14 protein-coding genes are annotated in these 14,903 nt (G+C 59.4%); 7 read left to right on the top strand and 7 right to left on the bottom strand.

What is annotated here, in order from left to right; genetic code table 11:
- Positions 1-4 precede the first annotated feature (4 nt).
- From LJA86_RS04540 to xthA, 5 genes are read right to left on the bottom strand one after another with little or no spacing between them, the layout of a single operon-like run.
- Positions 5-625, bottom strand: coding sequence for an ATP-binding cassette domain-containing protein (locus LJA86_RS04540; protein WP_229225700.1), 621 nt, complete (start codon positions 623-625; stop codon positions 5-7).
- On the bottom strand, positions 625-2,154 hold the full coding sequence (locus LJA86_RS04545) for a thiamine ABC transporter permease (protein ID WP_229225701.1): 1,530 nt from the start codon (positions 2,152-2,154) through the stop codon (positions 625-627). The genes LJA86_RS04540 and LJA86_RS04545 overlap by 1 nt, the downstream gene beginning before the upstream one ends.
- The gene (locus LJA86_RS04550; protein WP_414455307.1) at positions 2,127-3,287 is read right to left on the bottom strand and encodes an ABC transporter substrate-binding protein; all 1,161 of its coding nucleotides are present in this window, start codon (positions 3,285-3,287) and stop codon (positions 2,127-2,129) included. The genes LJA86_RS04545 and LJA86_RS04550 overlap by 28 nt, the downstream gene beginning before the upstream one ends.
- 15 nt (positions 3,288-3,302) lie before the next feature.
- Positions 3,303-3,986, bottom strand: a complete 684-nt coding sequence (locus tag LJA86_RS04555) for a TVP38/TMEM64 family protein (RefSeq protein WP_063621408.1) — start codon at positions 3,984-3,986, stop codon at positions 3,303-3,305.
- Positions 3,987-3,991: 5 nt separating this feature from the next.
- Complete coding sequence (gene xthA, locus LJA86_RS04560; protein WP_008500688.1) at positions 3,992-4,798, bottom strand: exodeoxyribonuclease III; 807 nt, start codon at positions 4,796-4,798, stop codon at positions 3,992-3,994.
- Between the two features lie 433 nt (positions 4,799-5,231).
- Here xthA and astC point away from each other — a divergent pair, with 433 nt between their 5' ends.
- From astC to ves, 7 genes are all read left to right on the top strand, one after another.
- On the top strand, positions 5,232-6,452 hold the full coding sequence (gene astC, locus LJA86_RS04565) for an aspartate aminotransferase family protein (RefSeq protein WP_045910251.1): 1,221 nt from the start codon (positions 5,232-5,234) through the stop codon (positions 6,450-6,452).
- The gene (gene astA, locus LJA86_RS04570; RefSeq protein ID WP_008500686.1) at positions 6,449-7,483 is read left to right on the top strand and encodes an arginine N-succinyltransferase; all 1,035 of its coding nucleotides are present in this window, start codon (positions 6,449-6,451) and stop codon (positions 7,481-7,483) included. Before astC ends, astA begins: the two co-directional genes overlap by 4 nt.
- A complete protein-coding gene (gene astD / locus LJA86_RS04575; RefSeq protein WP_229225703.1) occupies positions 7,480-8,967 on the top strand; it encodes a succinylglutamate-semialdehyde dehydrogenase in 1,488 nt (495 codons plus the stop codon). The genes astA and astD overlap by 4 nt, the downstream gene beginning before the upstream one ends.
- Positions 8,954-10,279, top strand: a complete 1,326-nt coding sequence (astB, locus tag LJA86_RS04580) for an N-succinylarginine dihydrolase (protein ID WP_111966877.1) — start codon at positions 8,954-8,956, stop codon at positions 10,277-10,279. The genes astD and astB overlap by 14 nt, the downstream gene beginning before the upstream one ends.
- A 10-nt stretch (positions 10,280-10,289) precedes the next feature.
- Entirely contained in the window at positions 10,290-11,255 is a 966-nt protein-coding gene (gene astE, locus LJA86_RS04585) for a succinylglutamate desuccinylase (protein WP_229225704.1), read from the top strand.
- A gap of 338 nt (positions 11,256-11,593) precedes the next feature.
- Positions 11,594-12,088 (top strand): ATP-independent periplasmic protein-refolding chaperone Spy, encoded by a 495-nt coding sequence (gene spy / locus LJA86_RS04590; RefSeq protein WP_008500682.1) that lies wholly within the window; start codon positions 11,594-11,596, stop codon positions 12,086-12,088.
- A 297-nt stretch (positions 12,089-12,385) separates the two neighbouring features.
- Positions 12,386-12,943 carry an environmental stress-induced protein Ves gene (ves, locus tag LJA86_RS04595; protein WP_024908548.1) on the top strand — a complete coding sequence of 186 codons (558 nt, stop codon included), beginning with the start codon at positions 12,386-12,388 and terminating at the stop codon, positions 12,941-12,943.
- Here ves and cho read toward each other — a convergent pair.
- Positions 12,921-13,799, bottom strand: a complete 879-nt coding sequence (gene cho, locus LJA86_RS04600) for an excinuclease Cho (RefSeq protein ID WP_229225705.1) — start codon at positions 13,797-13,799, stop codon at positions 12,921-12,923. The genes ves and cho overlap by 23 nt on opposite strands.
- Positions 13,800-13,979: 180 nt before the next feature.
- A complete protein-coding gene (nadE, locus tag LJA86_RS04605; protein WP_229225706.1) occupies positions 13,980-14,804 on the bottom strand; it encodes an ammonia-dependent NAD(+) synthetase in 825 nt (274 codons plus the stop codon).
- Between the last annotated feature and the right edge of the window lie 99 nt (positions 14,805-14,903).

Below are 14,903 nucleotides of genomic sequence, written 5' to 3' on the forward strand. Positions count from 1 at the left end.
CACATTATTGCCAGCGAGAAATCTCAATCAGCTCGCCGCCGGGTGGAATATCGTCCTCATCGTGCGTGACCAGCACCACCGGAATATTGCGCGCGCGGACGGCGTCAAACACCCATGCCCGAAATGAGGCCCGCAACGCTTTATCGAGGCGGCTGAACGGTTCATCCAGCAGCAGCGCCTGCGGCTCCGCGAGCAGGGCCCGCAGCAGGCTGACCCGTGCGCGCTCCCCGCCGGAAAGGGTGGCCGGATCGCTGGCGTAATGGTCGCTCAGCCCGGCGGAATCCAGCGCCTGCGCGACCGCTTCCCGCCGCGCGCTGCCGGCGATCCGCTCAGGCAGCGCCAGCAGCAAATTTTGCCCGACGCTGAACTGGTCGAACAGCAGCGCGTCCTGAAAGAGAATACCCAGCCCGCGGGACTCTACGGGAAGACCGTCGCAGCGACGCGCGTCGAGCCACAGTTCGCCCCGCGCCTGGAAATCGTCTGACAGCGCGCCGACCATCCAGGCAAAAAGGGTCGATTTGCCGCTGCCGGACGGCCCCATCAGAGTGACGATCTCCCCCCGGGGCACGCAAAAACTGACCTCGCGGAAAAGCGGTTCGATGGTAAGATCTTTTACCTTCAGCATTAACGTAACCCTTGTCGGTAGCGGCCCACGAGCCGGGATAGCAGGGCGGCAAGACCAAACACCGTGCCCGTGACCAGCAGTAATCCCAGCGCCCGGTTAGCAAGAATCGGGATGCTGCCCCCGCTGCTCAGCGCCACGGTTTCGGTGGTCAGCGTGGCGAAACGCCCCGCGCCCAGCCACAGCGTCGGCATGTATTGCGCCATGCTAACGGAAAAGCCGGTGGCAAAGGCCAATAGCGCAGGGCGCACCAGCAGGGGGCATTTCACCAGGCAGAAGACTTTGGCCCGTCGCCAGCCGAGGGTTCTGGCGGTGAGGAGCAGACGGGGATCGATCCTGCGCCAGGCGGGTTGCAGCACCAGCAGCGTCCACGGCAATACCCACAGCAGGTGGCTCCAGAGCACGGCGGCGTAGTGCCCGTCGACGCCCAGGTGCAACGCAATCGCATACTGGCCGGTGACGAGCGGGAGGGCCGGAAGGGCGAGCGGTAACCATACCCACAGCGCGCCGCGCTGCGGGCCCCATTCCAGCCAGAGTAAGCCGACGACCAGGGCGATCAGGGCTGAAAGCAGACCGAAGGAAAGGCTGGTTCCCACCGGGCCAACGTCTTCCCGTTGCGCCAGCATCAGCAGCACCGCGGCGCACAGCACGCCGCACGCGGGCAGGAACCCGCTCAGTGCTCGCTCAGGCAGGGCGAGCTGAGACCGGGGACGCGTTCCGGAGAAGTCCGCAAGCGTGCGAACCCATGCCTTCCAGAGGCCGTATCCCAGGGCGGCAAGCGCGGCCAGCAGCAGAAGGAGAAGCAGGCACAGCAGCGTCCCTTTTGCCTGCTGCTGCGCGTCGCCCTGGCTCAGCCACTGCCAGGCCAGCACGGCCAGGGTAGGCGGGTTGCCCGGCCCGAGAACGATCGCCACATCGACGACCGACAGCGACCACGCCAGCACCGCCAGCATCACCGCGCCGAGAACGGGCGCGATAGCCGGCAGGATGAGCCAGCTGAGCGTCTGAAAACGGCCATAGCCGAATGTCTGCAGGACGATTTTCTGCTGCGCGAGCCGTTTTTCCGGCAGCACGGCGTAAATCGCCCACAGGACAAAGGCGCTCTCTTTGACCGCGAGCGTCAGCCCCAGCCCGGCGCCGTAGCGGTCAAACGGTGGGGAACAGACGGTGCAGACCTGATAAAACAGACCGCCCTCGGCAAACAGCAGTAGCGCGCCGGTGGCGAACGCCACATGGGGGATCGCCAGCAGCCACGGCAGGCGGGTTGTGAGACGTCGCCAGCGTTTCCCGGGCCAGACAAGGCTGACGAGGAGAAGGGCAATCAGCAACGCCCCCAGCGTGGCGATGAGCGTTGAGACCAGCGTGGCAATGGTTGCCTGAGGCAGCTGCGGATCGTTCAGTAGCCGCTGCCAGTTTGTCACCGAAAACGCCGGGGCAAACAGCATGGCGCCGGCGGGCAGGAGCGGCAGATAAATTACCGCCATCGCCAGCCAGACAAGCCCGCTCAGCGGGTGCCGTAACGACGCAGCCATTCCTGCTCCAGCGCATTTACCCAGGCGGACTGGGGCTCTGCAAGCACCTTCGGCAGCCCCTGCGGCGTGTGGGCCAGCAGCTGTCTGGCTTCATCTTCAGGCAGCGTTTTCGCATCCAGCACGCTCGGATCGCCCCAGATGGCCGGGTCAGCTTTGCGGATCTGCGCCTGCGGTGAAAGCAGGAAATTGGCGACCACTTTCGCCCCTGCGCTGGCGCTGGCATTGGCCGGAATCGCCACAAAATGGACGTTGCCAATCGTTCCGCCGTGGAAACCAAAGCTGTAGCTGTCGGCGGGCAGTTCGCCGCTCGCCACTTTTTGCTGCGCATGTGCGGGGTTAAAGGTCAGGGACAGGTTCAGGCTGCCGCTGGCAAGCAGGGCATCCATCCGTGCAGGAGAAGGGGGAAAATCTTTCCCTTCGCGCCACAGCAGCGGGTGGAGTTTGTCCAGATAATCCCAGAACGGCGCCGTCACCTCGGCAAAGGTGCTATCGGGGGCCTTTTGCAGCGTGTCCGGGTGAGCGGTCAGCGTCAGCAGCAACTGCTCAAGAAATGCCGTGCCGGTAAAATCGGGCGGGCGAGGATAGCTGATCTTGCCGGGGTGCTGCTGCGCGTAAGCCAGCAGCGCCTGAGGATCCACTGGCGGCGTCGGCATGCTGGCCTTTCGGGCGATAAAGGTCAGCTGCGCGCCGCCCCACGGCGATTCCGCGCCGTCTGTGGGGATAGCAAAATCCTCCGTAACCGGTTTGCGGGTATCGACATAGCGCCAGTTGGGCAACGTCTGCGCCCATCCGGTCTGCAGCAGGTTTGCCTCTTTCAGCGTGCGGAAGTTCTCGCCGTTAACCCACAGCAGGTCGACGGAGCCGTTGGTCTTACGCCCCGCGGCGGCTTCGGTCTGAATACGTTTTACCGCGTCGGCGGCATCCGCCAGCGGGACAATTTTAAGGGTAATGGCATAGTGCGTTTGCATCTCACCGCTGACCCACTCCAGATAGCGGTTGACCGCCGGATCGCCGCCCCAGGCGTTAAACCAGACGGTCTGGCCTTTAGCCTGTTGCTGAATGGCCTGCCAGCCGTCGGCGGCAAATAGGGGGGCTGCCAGCAGCAGACCGGTCAGAAACGTGCAAAAACGCACACGGCGCATAATGCCTCACTTTTTAGCAGACGGGAGAAAACGGGAAAACAGCCGGCGGGTGACCAGCGGTAATAACCCCAGTAGTGTAAAGGCGAATACCATGCCCGGCGACAAAATATCGCGCAGCGAGGTCACTTTTCCCAGCTCGCGCCCGGCGTTCAGAAAGATAATCGTGGCGGGCAGCATGGCGACCTGGCTGACCCACCAGTAGCGAAATACCCCGATCCGGGTCAGCCCCATCAGCAAATTCACCAGAAAAAACGGGAACAGCGGCATCAGGCGCAGGGCAAAAAGAAAGTTCGCGCCGTCGCGTGCCATGCCGGTATTCACCGTACTCATCTGCCGGGCAAACCGTCGTTGCACCCAGTCGCGCAAAAAATAGCGGCTGGCGAGCATCGCCAGCGTGGCCCCGAGCGTGGAGGCAAAGGAGACCAGCACGGTGCCTTCCCACAGGCTAAACAATGCCCCGCCCAGCAGGGTCAGGACCGCCGCGCCGGGTATCGAGAGGGCGGAGACCGCCACATAGACCGCAAAAAAGATCAGCGCGCTGCGCAGCGGCGCGTGGTCGACATAGGCGAGTAACGCCTGATGGTGCGTTTTAATCCCTTCCAGGGAGAGGGTTCCCGGGGGAAGCATGACAAACGTCAACATAAATGCGCCCAGAAGGGCGCACAGGAAGAGTGTTTTTGGAATGTTCAGCGTCATTACAGCTTGAATTTAGCCCACACTGGCGCGTGGTCAGACGGTTTTTCCATGCTGCGGATGTCGTAGTCGATCCCGGTTTCGATGCAGCGCTCGGCCAGCGGCGAACTGGCGAGCAGAAGATCGATACGCAGGCCACGGTTGTCGTCAAAGCCTTTTGAGCGGTAGTCAAACCAGGAGAAGCGATCCTGCGTTTCCGGGTTGGCATTGCGGAAGGTATCCACCAGGCCCCAGCCCAGCAGGCGCTCCATCCACTCACGCTCTTCCGGCAGGAAGGAGCATTTGCCGGTACGCAGCCAGCGTTTGCGGTTCTCTTCGCCAATACCGATATCGAGATCCGTCGGGCTGATATTCATGTCGCCCATGATCAGCACCGGATTCTCTTTTTTGAGTTCGGTGGTCAGGTAGTCCTGCAGATCCTGATAAAACTTCGCTTTCGCCGGGAATTTGGTTTCATGGTCACGGCTCTCACCCTGCGGGAAATAGCCGTTGATGACCGTGATATTCCCGATCGCAGAAGGGACTTCCGCCATGATAATACGACGCTGCGCTTCTTCACCGTCGCCCGGGAAGCCGCGACGCACGGAAACCGGCGGCGCTTTGGTAAGCAGCGCGACGCCATAGTGACCTTTCTGGCCGTGATAAAAGACGTTGTAGCCGAGTTTCGCCACCTCTTCGAGGGGGAACATGTCGTCGTGAACCTTTGTCTCCTGCAGGCCGATCACATCTGGCTGATGTTGCTCAACGATAGCTTCAAGCTGATGAGGGCGGGCACGCAGGCCGTTGATATTAAAAGAGACAAATTTCATAGTCGCTGCCAGTGCAAGGTGAATAGTGCAAGGATGGTAGCAGAATTTGCGTCAACTGTTACCGGCTTCGACCAATAACTGCAACAGATAATGCCGGTGGTGCAATATTTGCACCATTCTGACGCGCTTCGCCCCCAAACAGGGCGTAAATGGCCGATAAATTTCGCGAGCGATCACAATTCCAGAATTATATTTGGCCTGTGCATACTCTTTCTGATTTTCATGCGGCAAAGCGCCGCTTGTCGTAAAAATATTCACTTTTTATGCACTAACAGTGAATAACTCCATATTGTAACCCATTGATATTCTGTTACCTCAACCCGTTTATGCATTTTTATCGCTGGCTGGCACGAAGGCTGCAATCTACATTCACAGTGCAAACACTCAATTATTTAACATTCAAATAACCTTTTATTTACCGGATGAGGTCGCTATGTCTCTGTCAATTACGCGTGAAAATTTCGATGAATGGATGATGCCGGTTTACGCTCCGGCGGCTTTTATTCCGGTTCGTGGGGAAGGCTCGCGCCTGTGGGATCAGCAGGGTAAAGAGTATATCGACTTTGCAGGTGGGATTGCGGTGAACGCGCTGGGTCATGCGCACCCGGCGCTGCGTCAGGCGCTGAACGATCAGGCGGCGAAGTTCTGGCATACCGGCAACGGCTTTACCAACGAGCCCGCGCTGCGCCTGGCCAAAAAACTGATCGACGCGACGTTTGCCGAGAAGGTCTTTTTCTGTAACTCGGGGGCGGAAGCCAACGAGGCGGCGCTGAAGCTGGCGCGCAAATATGCGCACGATAAATTTGGAACCCACAAGAGCGGTATCGTGGCGTTCAAAAATGCCTTCCACGGACGCACGCTCTTTACCGTCAGCGCGGGCGGTCAGCCTTCCTACTCGCAGGATTTCGCGCCGCTGCCGCCGGATATTCGTCACGGTATTTATAACGATCTGCAGTCCGCCAGCGAGCTGATTAACGACACCACCTGCGCGGTGATCGTCGAGCCGATGCAGGGCGAGGGTGGCGTGCTTCCGGCGCAAAAAGCGTTCCTGCAGGGGCTGCGCGAGCTGTGCGATCGTCACAACGCGGTGCTGATTTTCGACGAAGTGCAGACCGGCGTGGGCCGCACCGGCGAGCTGTATGCCTATATGCACTACGGCGTGACGCCGGACGTGCTGTCGACCGCCAAAGCGCTGGGCGGTGGCTTCCCGATTGGCGCAACGCTGACCACCGATAAATTCGCCAGCGTGATGACCGTCGGCACCCACGGCACCACCTACGGCGGCAACCCGCTGGCCACCGCCGTCGCCGGACAGGTGCTCGACATCATTAACACCCCTGAGGTGCTGAAGGGCGTTAAGCAGCGCCACGACTGGTTTGTTGAGCGCCTGAATGCCATCAACAGCAAGGTTGGCCTGTTTAAAGAAATTCGCGGCCTGGGGCTGTTAATTGGCTGCGAGCTCACCGCTGAGTTTGCCGGAAAAGCTAAACTTATTTCACAGGAAGCGGCAAAAGTAGGCGTGATGGTGCTGATTGCCGGTGCTAATGTCGTGCGTTTTGCTCCTGCGCTGATTGTCAGCGAGGAAGAGGTGCAAACCGGTCTGGACCGCTTTGCGCTGGCGTGTGAAAAAGTGAAATCCGGGGTGTCATCATGATGGTCATCCGTCCCGTTGAGCGCGGCGATCTCGCCGGGCTCATGCAGCTTGCCGGTAAGACGGGAGGCGGGCTGACCTCGCTTCCTGCCGATGAAAAAACGCTGTCGGCGCGCATTGAGCGCGCCCTGCAAACCTGGCAGGGGACGTTGCCAAAAAGCGAACAGGGGTATGTGTTCGTGCTGGAAGACACCGATACGGGAACCGTGGCCGGGATCTGCGCCATTGAAGTGGCCGTCGGGCTGAACGACCCGTGGTACAACTACCGCGTGGGTACCATGGTTCACGCCTCGAAAGAGCTGAACGTCTATAACGCGCTGCCCACGCTGTTTCTCTGCAATGACCACACGGGCGCCAGCGAGCTTTGCACGCTGTTCCTCGATCCGGCGTGGCGCAAAGAGGGCAACGGCTATCTGCTCTCCAAATCGCGCTTTATGTTTATGGCCGCCTTCCGCGATCGCTTTAACGAAAAAGTGGTTGCGGAGATGCGCGGCGTGATCGACGACACCGGCTACTCACCGTTCTGGGAGAGCCTGGGCGAGCGCTTCTTCTCGATGGAGTTCAGCCGGGCGGACTATCTTTGCGGCACCGGTCAGAAGGCCTTTATTGCCGAACTGATGCCGAAGCATCCTATCTATACCCATTTCCTCAGCCCGGAAGCGCAGGCGGTGATCGGCGAAGTGCATCCGCAAACCGCGCCTGCCCGCGCGGTGCTGGAGAAAGAGGGCTTCCGCTACCGTAACTATGTCGACATCTTTGACGGCGGGCCTACGCTTGAGTGCGATATCGACCGCGTGCGCGCGATCCGTAAGAGCCGGCTGGTTGAGGTCTCTGAAGGCCAGCCCGCGCCGGGCGACTGGCCGGCATGCCTGGTGGCGAACGAAAATTATGCCAACTTCCGCGCCATGCTGGTGCGGACCAACCCGAAATGTGAACGTCTGGTGCTGACGGCTGCAGAACTGGATGCCCTGAAATGTAACGCCGGCGATAAGGTTCGCCTGGTGCGTCTCTGCCCTGAGGAGAAAACAGCATGACATTATGGATTAACGGTGACTGGGTCACGGGCGAAGGCGAACAGCGCGTAAAGACCAATCCGGTAGGAAAAGAGGTGCTCTGGAAGGGGAACGACGCCAGCGCCGCACAGGTGGAACAAGCCTGCCATGCCGCTCGCCGCGCGTTCCCGGCGTGGGCAAAACAGCCTTTCGCCGTGCGCCAGGCGCTTGTTGAAAAGTTTGCCGGGCTGCTGGAGGCAAACAAGGCCGAGCTGACGCGCATCATCGCGTCTGAAACCAGTAAACCGCGCTGGGAAGCGGCAACCGAAGTGACGGCCATGATCAACAAAATCGCCATTTCGGTGAAGGCTTACCACACCCGTACCGGCGAACAGCACACCGAGATGCCGGACGGCGCGGCCACGCTGCGCCACCGTCCGCACGGCGTGCTGGCGGTGTTTGGGCCGTACAACTTCCCGGGGCATCTGCCGAATGGCCACATTGTGCCCGCGCTGCTGGCGGGCAATACCGTCATCTTTAAACCGAGCGAGCTCACGCCCTTCACCGGCGAGGCGGTGGTTAAGCTGTGGGAACAGGCTGGCCTGCCGCCGGGCGTGCTGAACCTGGTGCAGGGCGGACGTGAAACCGGCCAGGCGCTGAGCGCGCTGAGCGATATCGACGGCCTGCTGTTTACCGGCAGCGCCGGGACGGGCTATCAGCTGCACCGCCAGCTGGCGGGGCAGCCGGAAAAAATTCTGGCGCTGGAGATGGGGGGCAACAACCCGCTGATTGTGGAAGACCCGGATGATATTGACGCCGCGGTGCACCTGACGATTCAGTCCGCCTTTATTACCGCCGGACAGCGCTGCACCTGCGCCCGCCGCCTGCTGGTAAAAAGAGGCGCGCAGGGTGATGCTTTCCTGAAGCGTCTGATAGAGGTAAGCGCGCGCCTGGTGCCAGCCGCGTGGGATGCCGATCCGCAGCCGTTTATCGGCGGGCTGATTTCCGAACAGGCCGCGCTGAACGTGCTGAAGGCCTGGCAGGACCACGTCGCCCGCGGCGCGAAAACCCTTCTCGAACCGAAGCAGGTTCAGCCGGGTACCTCGCTGCTGACGCCGGGCATCGTTGAGATGAGCGGCGCGAGCAACGTGCCGGATGAAGAGGTCTTTGGCCCGCTGCTGTGCGTCTGGCGCTACGACGATTTTGATGCGGCGATTGCGATGGCCAATAACACCCGCTACGGCCTGTCGAGCGGTCTGATTTCGCCGCATCGCGAGAAGTTTGAACAACTGCTGCTGGAAGCGCGCGCCGGGATTGTTAACTGGAATAAACCGCTGACCGGGGCCGCAAGCACCGCGCCGTTTGGCGGCGTGGGCGCATCGGGCAACCATCGCGCCAGCGCGTGGTATGCCGCCGATTACTGTGCCTGGCCGATGGCGAGCCTGGAAACCCCGGCGCTGACGCTGCCGGAGACGCTTAATCCGGGGCTGGACTTTACCGGAGGGGATCGTCATGAAAGCGCGTGAAGTCAACTTTGACGGGCTGGTGGGGCTGACCCACCACTACGCCGGTCTCTCTTTTGGTAATGAAGCCTCCACGAAGCACCGTTTTCAGGTTTCCAACCCGAAGCTGGCGGCGAAGCAGGGGCTGCTGAAGATGAAAGCGCTGGCGGATGCCGGTTTCCCGCAGGCGGTGATCCCGCCACAGGAGCGTCCGAACGTGGCGGTGCTGCGTCAGCTCGGCTTTAGCGGCACCGATGAGCAGGTGGTCGAAAAAGCGGGTACGCAGACGCCGCATCTGCTCTCGGCGGCAAGCTCAGCTTCTTCGATGTGGGTCGCCAACGCGGCAACCGTCGCGCCGTCAGCCGATACGCTGGATGGCAAAGTCCATCTGACGGTGGCGAACCTGAATAACAAGTTTCACCGCGCCACCGAAGCGGAAACCACCGAGCGCGTGCTTCGCGCTATTTTCAACCAGGACGCCCATTTCGCGGTGCATCAGGCCCTGCCGCAGGTGGCGATGTTTGGCGACGAAGGCGCGGCCAACCATAACCGCCTGGGGGGCGATTACGGCGAGCCGGGTCTGCAGCTGTTTATTTACGGGCGCGAAGAGGGGGGCCACGCCGCGCCAACCCGTTATCCTGCGCGTCAGACGCTGGCGGCCAGCCAGGCCGTTGCCCGCCTGAACCAGGTCAATCCTTCCCAGGTGATTTTCGCCCAGCAGAACCCGCATGTGATCGACCAGGGAGTGTTCCACAACGACGTGATTGCCGTTTCCAACCGCCAGGTGCTGTTCTGCCACGAGCAGGCGTTTGCCCATCAGGAAAAGCTGCTCGCCACGCTGCATGAGCGCGTACGCGGCTTTACGCCCATTCAGGTGCCAACGGCGGCGGTAAGCGTGCAGGACGCGGTCGAAACGTATCTGTTCAATAGCCAGCTGCTGAGCCGCGATGACGGCAGCATGATGCTGGTTCTGCCGCAAGAGTCCCGGGATCATCAGGGCGTGTGGCGCTACCTGACCGAACTGGTGAAGGCCGATAACCCGATTGACGAACTGCGCGTGTTTGACCTGCGTGAAAGTATGGCCAACGGCGGTGGTCCAGCCTGTTTACGTCTGCGCGTGGTCTTGACTCAGGACGAAATGCAGGCGGTTAATCCGGCGGTCATGATGAACGATACGCTTTTTACACGCCTGAATGACTGGGTCGATCGCTACTATCGCGACCGGCTAACGCAGGCCGATCTGGTTGACCCGCAGCTTCTGCGTGAAGGACGCGAGGCGCTGGACGCGTTATCGACAATCCTGCAACTGGGATCGGTTTATCCGTTCCAGCGCTAAAGGAGTGGATATGGAAAATTTACTGGCGCTGACCCTGGCCGATGAAACGCCGGAACAGAAAGAGGGGGACGGTCCCTCATTTCGCTGGCGGTGGCTGGGGCGCGGGGTGCTTGAGCTGACGCCGACAGCAAAAAGCGATCTGTCGCTGCTGCTTTCAACGGGCATTCACGGGAATGAAACGGCACCCGTTGAGATTGTCGATCTGCTGCTGCGCGCGCTGTATCGCAGTGAGATTGCCCTGACGTGCCGCATGCTGGTGGTGCTCGGCAATCCGCCTGCGCTGGCGGAAAACAAACGGTATCTGGTGAGCGACATTAACCGCATGTTCGGCGGCCGCTGGTCGCAGTTTCCGCAGAGTGACGAAACGGCGCGGGCAGCGTGGCTGGAAAACGTCGTGACCGCGTTTTTTGCCGCTGCGGGACCGGCGCGCTGGCATCTGGATCTGCATACGGCTATCCGCGCGTCCTACCATGTTCGCTTCGGCGTGTTGCCGCAGCGCAATCAGCCGTGGGAGGAAGATTTTTTGAGCTGGCTGGGAGACGCCGGGCTGGAGGCGCTGGTGTTTCACCAGTCGCCGGGCGGAACCTTTACGCACTTCACCTGTGAGCACTTTGGTGCGTTGTCCTGTACGCTGGAGCTGGGGAAAGGGCTGCCGTTTGGGCAAAACGATCTCTCTCGCTTTGCGCCCACGCATCTCGCCCTGCGGGCGCTGCTGGGAGGAAAGGCTCCCGAGCCTGCGCATCAGCCCGTCGAGCGGTACCGGGTCGTACAGCAGATCACGCGCCGCAGCGATGCCTTCCTGCTCCATATGGCCGCGCATACCCTGAACTTCACGCCGTTCCGCAAAGGGGCGCTGCTGGCCGAGGATGGCGAGGAGCGTTATGAGGTGCAGAAAACCACCGAGTATGTTTTATTTCCTAATCCCACCGTGGCGTTTGGCCTGCGTGCCGGACTGATGCTGGAAAAAATATCCTGAACCTTTCCCCTCTCTTCATCCGGGAGGGGAAGTAAAATACCCTTTCTTAGCAATTAAAGCGCCTGTACGTGTTTTGCAGAATATTCCTGGTGAATTGCTTTATTATTCACCTTCACTCCGTTATACTTTTTCCAAATCGCTTTAAAATCATCGCATTGAATATTTTTTGTTGCAACTCTCCACGCTTTATCCTTATTTCCTCCACATTTGGCGAAAATTTGTTTTTTACACTTTCATTGTTTTACCGTTGCTCTGACTAATTGACGATAAACCCCGTAAAGTTAATCTCGTCAACACGGCATAGCGCCGAAGAATAACTGAAAGAAAGGAAATAAATTATGCGTAAGTTTACTGCACTGTTTGTTGCTTCTACCCTGGCTCTGGGCGCTACCAGCATGGCGTTCGCCGCAGATACTGCGACCACAACCGCTGCCGCGCCTGCTGAAGGCAAAATGATGATGCATCATAAAGGCCCGGGTATGCACAACGAGATGATGATGTTTAAGGATCTCAACCTGACGGATGCGCAGAAACAGCAGATCCGCGATATCCGGAAAAGCGAACGCGACCAGATGAAACGTCCGCCGCTGGAAGAGCGTCGTGCCATGCATGACATCATCGCCAGCGACAGCTTCGACAAGGCGAAAGCCGAAGCGCAGATCGACAAAATGGCCGAGCAGCACAAAGCCCGCATGCTGGCTCACCTGGAAACCCAGAACAAGATCTACAACATTCTGACCCCGGAACAGAAAAAACAATTTAATGCGAATTTTGAGAAGCGTCTGACAGAACGTCCGGCGATGGAAGGTAAAATGCCAGCACCAACCGAATAATCGGTTCACTCTCTTAAGACCGCCGGGATCCTGTCCACAAAAGCGAAAACGCTGTGGACAGGACCGGCGGTTTTTCTTTCCTGCCCTCTTGTCTGCCGCCGCCAGCGCGGTATGCTCCTGTAGTCGCATCAGAGAATGTTTGTAGAGTCATGGCGTTAGCATTTTTATTAACGTTCCGCTAAGGCCTGCCCGCTCTGCTGCCGATACTGTGTCTGTGAATACCTAACGATAACAAACAAGACAGCAACGATAGCAATATCCTTGCCCTGGCACGGGTTGTGCCATTCAGGAGTGGTGATGGAGTTCTTTGATATCCGTAAAATGCCGGTCAGCCTGTGGCGCAATGGTGCGGGTGAAACGCGTGAGATTTGTTGTTTCCCTCCCGCGACGCGTGATTTTCACTGGCGTGCCAGTATCGCGACTATCGCCAGCAACGGCGAATTCTCCTCTTTCCCCGGCGTCGATCGGGTGATTACCTTGCTGGAAGGTGGGGAGGTGACGCTGGATGCCGGTCAGGCGTTCTTCCATACCCTGAAGCACCATCAGCCCTATAGTTTTGCCGGCGACCTGCCGGTGAAAGCGCTGCTGTCCGATGGGCGGATGGCAATGGACTTCAACATCATGACCCGTCGCGACTGCTGCCGGGCGAAGGTGCGCGTGGCTGACCGTACCTTTACCACCTTTGGCACACGCGGGGGCGTGGTGTTTGTGTTAAGCGGGGCGTGGCAGCTGGGTGATAAATTGCTGATGGCCGATCAGGGCGCCAGCTGGGAGGAGGGTACCCATACGCTGCGTCTGCTGGAGGCTCAGGGTACCTTATTGTTCAGCGAAATCACGTGGCTGCCAGGCCATTGAGTTCAATGATCTCAAACTTACCGGACAGCACAGGTTTACAGAGAATTTTGTAGCCATCGTGGTCAAATCCGGCGGGCGTGCGCAGCAGGGTTGCCGCGTCGCTGATATCGTCGACAGCGCCCAGCCAGAGCCAGTTATTGACGATGTGATACTGGGTCATCGCGTCACCCACTTCTTTGAGCGCAACGGCGCTTTCCCAGGGCCAGCACTTCACGCTGATGGCCCCCAGACCGGAGAGGAGCCGTGCGTGGTGCGCCTCAACGCTCTCTTTCCCACAGCAGGCACCAGCACAGCGCTTCAGCGCGGATCGAAAACAGGCGCGTCCGCGCGTGGTTGCCTCCAGACCTAAAAGGCTGTAGCAAAGCTGGAGCTCGTCCGCCAGCGTCTGCAGCGCCTGAAGTGCGGCACGTTTATTGGCGAACAGTCCGTAGAGATTCGGGGCATGAGAAAAATCGACGTCGCGCGCGTAGACGACCTGCGGCTTGCCTTCGTTGATCTGCAGGGAGCAGAGCTGACGGTTGCGGCGCAGGCGCTTGTTGAACAGCGGCTGTTGTTCTTTTATCAACCGCGCCTCCAGCAACAGCGCGCCCATTTCTCCCGCCGTCTGGAACCAGGTAATGCGTCGCGACTGGCGCAGCATGGCGGCCTCGTCCGGCGTACGCAGATGGGATAATACCCGACTGCGAATGTTAACGCTCTTGCCGATGTAGAGCGGCAGGGTGTCGCTTTCGCCGTGAAAGATGTACACGCCCGGCTGTTTAGGCAATGCTTCAAGCCAGGGGCGAAGGTGCTCGGGATATTCGTAGATAGCCGCCGCTTCAAACTCAAGACGCGGGGCGGATTGACGCCTGCTCACATACTGCTCCATATACTGTTCAGGTATACAGTGTAGCAGGAGAGTGGTGGTTAAAAAAGAGCCGGGTGGCGGCGACGCCTTTCCCGGCCAGGACGTGCGGCCTGATGCCCTCACCCCAACCCTCTCACACGGGAGAGGGCGCAAACACAAAAAACGGTAACCTGGGTTACCGTTTTGCGTTTATTTCCAGAAGTCGTCAAACACCGTAATCGGTGGGCGACGCTTGTGCTCGGTTTTCAGATACCAGCCTTCGATGATCTTCGCGGTGCCTTCATCCAGCTTTTTGCCTTCCAGATAATCATCAATGTTGTTGTAGGTGACGCCAAGGGCCGCTTCATCCGGCAGGGAAGGGCGATCGTCTTCAAGGTCAGCTGTCGGCGCTTTCTTATACAGATGCTCAGGGCAGCCCAGCGCGGCAAGCAGCTGCTTGCCCTGACGTTTGTTCAGGCGGAAGATCGGGTTAATGTCGGTGCCGCCGTCGCCATATTTGGTGAAGAAGCCGGTGATCGCTTCGGCCGCATGGTCGGTGCCGACCACGACGCCTTTGGTCATCCCGGCGATGCTGTACTGCGCTTTCATGCGCTCGCGTGCCTTTTCATTGCCGCGAACGAAATCGCTCAGCTCAATGCCCGCTTCGCGTAACGCCTGCTCGCTTGCCAGCACCGAGCCTTTAATATTCACGGTCAGCACGCGGTCAGGCTGAATGAAGGCAATGGCATCCTGGCAATCCTGCTCGTCTGCCTGTACGCCGTAAGGAAGGCGCACAGCGATAAACTGCAGCGTCTCATCGCCCGTCTCTTCGCGAAGCTCTGAAATGGCCATCTGGCAGAGCTTGCCGGTCAGCGTTGAATCCTGGCCGCCGCTGATGCCCAGCACCAGAGATTTCAGGAAAGAGTTCTTCTTTAAATACGCTTTTAAAAAATCCACGCTGCGGCGGATCTCTTCATTTGCATCTACCGCAGGCTTCGCGCCCAGCGCCTGGATAATCTCTTGTTGCAGAGTCATCACGCTCTCCATAAACAGAATGTGTTAACTGTTAAAACTAACCCTTTGGGCGAGAAACGACAAGGATCACAGTTTCGAGTGCGCTATTTTGCGCCGATT

Origin of the sequence: Enterobacter sp. TCD1-1 (assembly GCF_020567405.1) — a bacterium.
Classification (GTDB): domain Bacteria; phylum Pseudomonadota; class Gammaproteobacteria; order Enterobacterales; family Enterobacteriaceae; genus Enterobacter; species Enterobacter quasiroggenkampii.

Excerpts from the sequence above, each read along its gene's own strand:
- spy (WP_008500682.1), top strand. The coding sequence starts at position 11,594 with ATGCGTAAGTTTACTGCACTGTTTGTTGCTTCTACCCTGGCTCTGGGC.
- astB (WP_111966877.1), top strand. The coding sequence starts at position 8,954 with ATGAAAGCGCGTGAAGTCAACTTTGACGGGCTGGTGGGGCTGACCCAC.
- astC (WP_045910251.1), top strand. The coding sequence starts at position 5,232 with ATGTCTCTGTCAATTACGCGTGAAAATTTCGATGAATGGATGATGCCG.
- nadE (WP_229225706.1), bottom strand. The coding sequence starts at position 14,804 with ATGACTCTGCAACAAGAGATTATCCAGGCGCTGGGCGCGAAGCCTGCG.
- LJA86_RS04545 (WP_229225701.1), bottom strand. The coding sequence starts at position 2,154 with ATGGCTGCGTCGTTACGGCACCCGCTGAGCGGGCTTGTCTGGCTGGCG.
- astD (WP_229225703.1), top strand. The coding sequence starts at position 7,480 with ATGACATTATGGATTAACGGTGACTGGGTCACGGGCGAAGGCGAACAG.
- LJA86_RS04540 (WP_229225700.1), bottom strand. The coding sequence starts at position 625 with ATGCTGAAGGTAAAAGATCTTACCATCGAACCGCTTTTCCGCGAGGTC.
- astA (WP_008500686.1), top strand. The coding sequence starts at position 6,449 with ATGATGGTCATCCGTCCCGTTGAGCGCGGCGATCTCGCCGGGCTCATG.
- xthA (WP_008500688.1), bottom strand. The coding sequence starts at position 4,798 with ATGAAATTTGTCTCTTTTAATATCAACGGCCTGCGTGCCCGCCCTCAT.
- ves (WP_024908548.1), top strand. The coding sequence starts at position 12,386 with ATGGAGTTCTTTGATATCCGTAAAATGCCGGTCAGCCTGTGGCGCAAT.
- astE (WP_229225704.1), top strand. The coding sequence starts at position 10,290 with ATGGAAAATTTACTGGCGCTGACCCTGGCCGATGAAACGCCGGAACAG.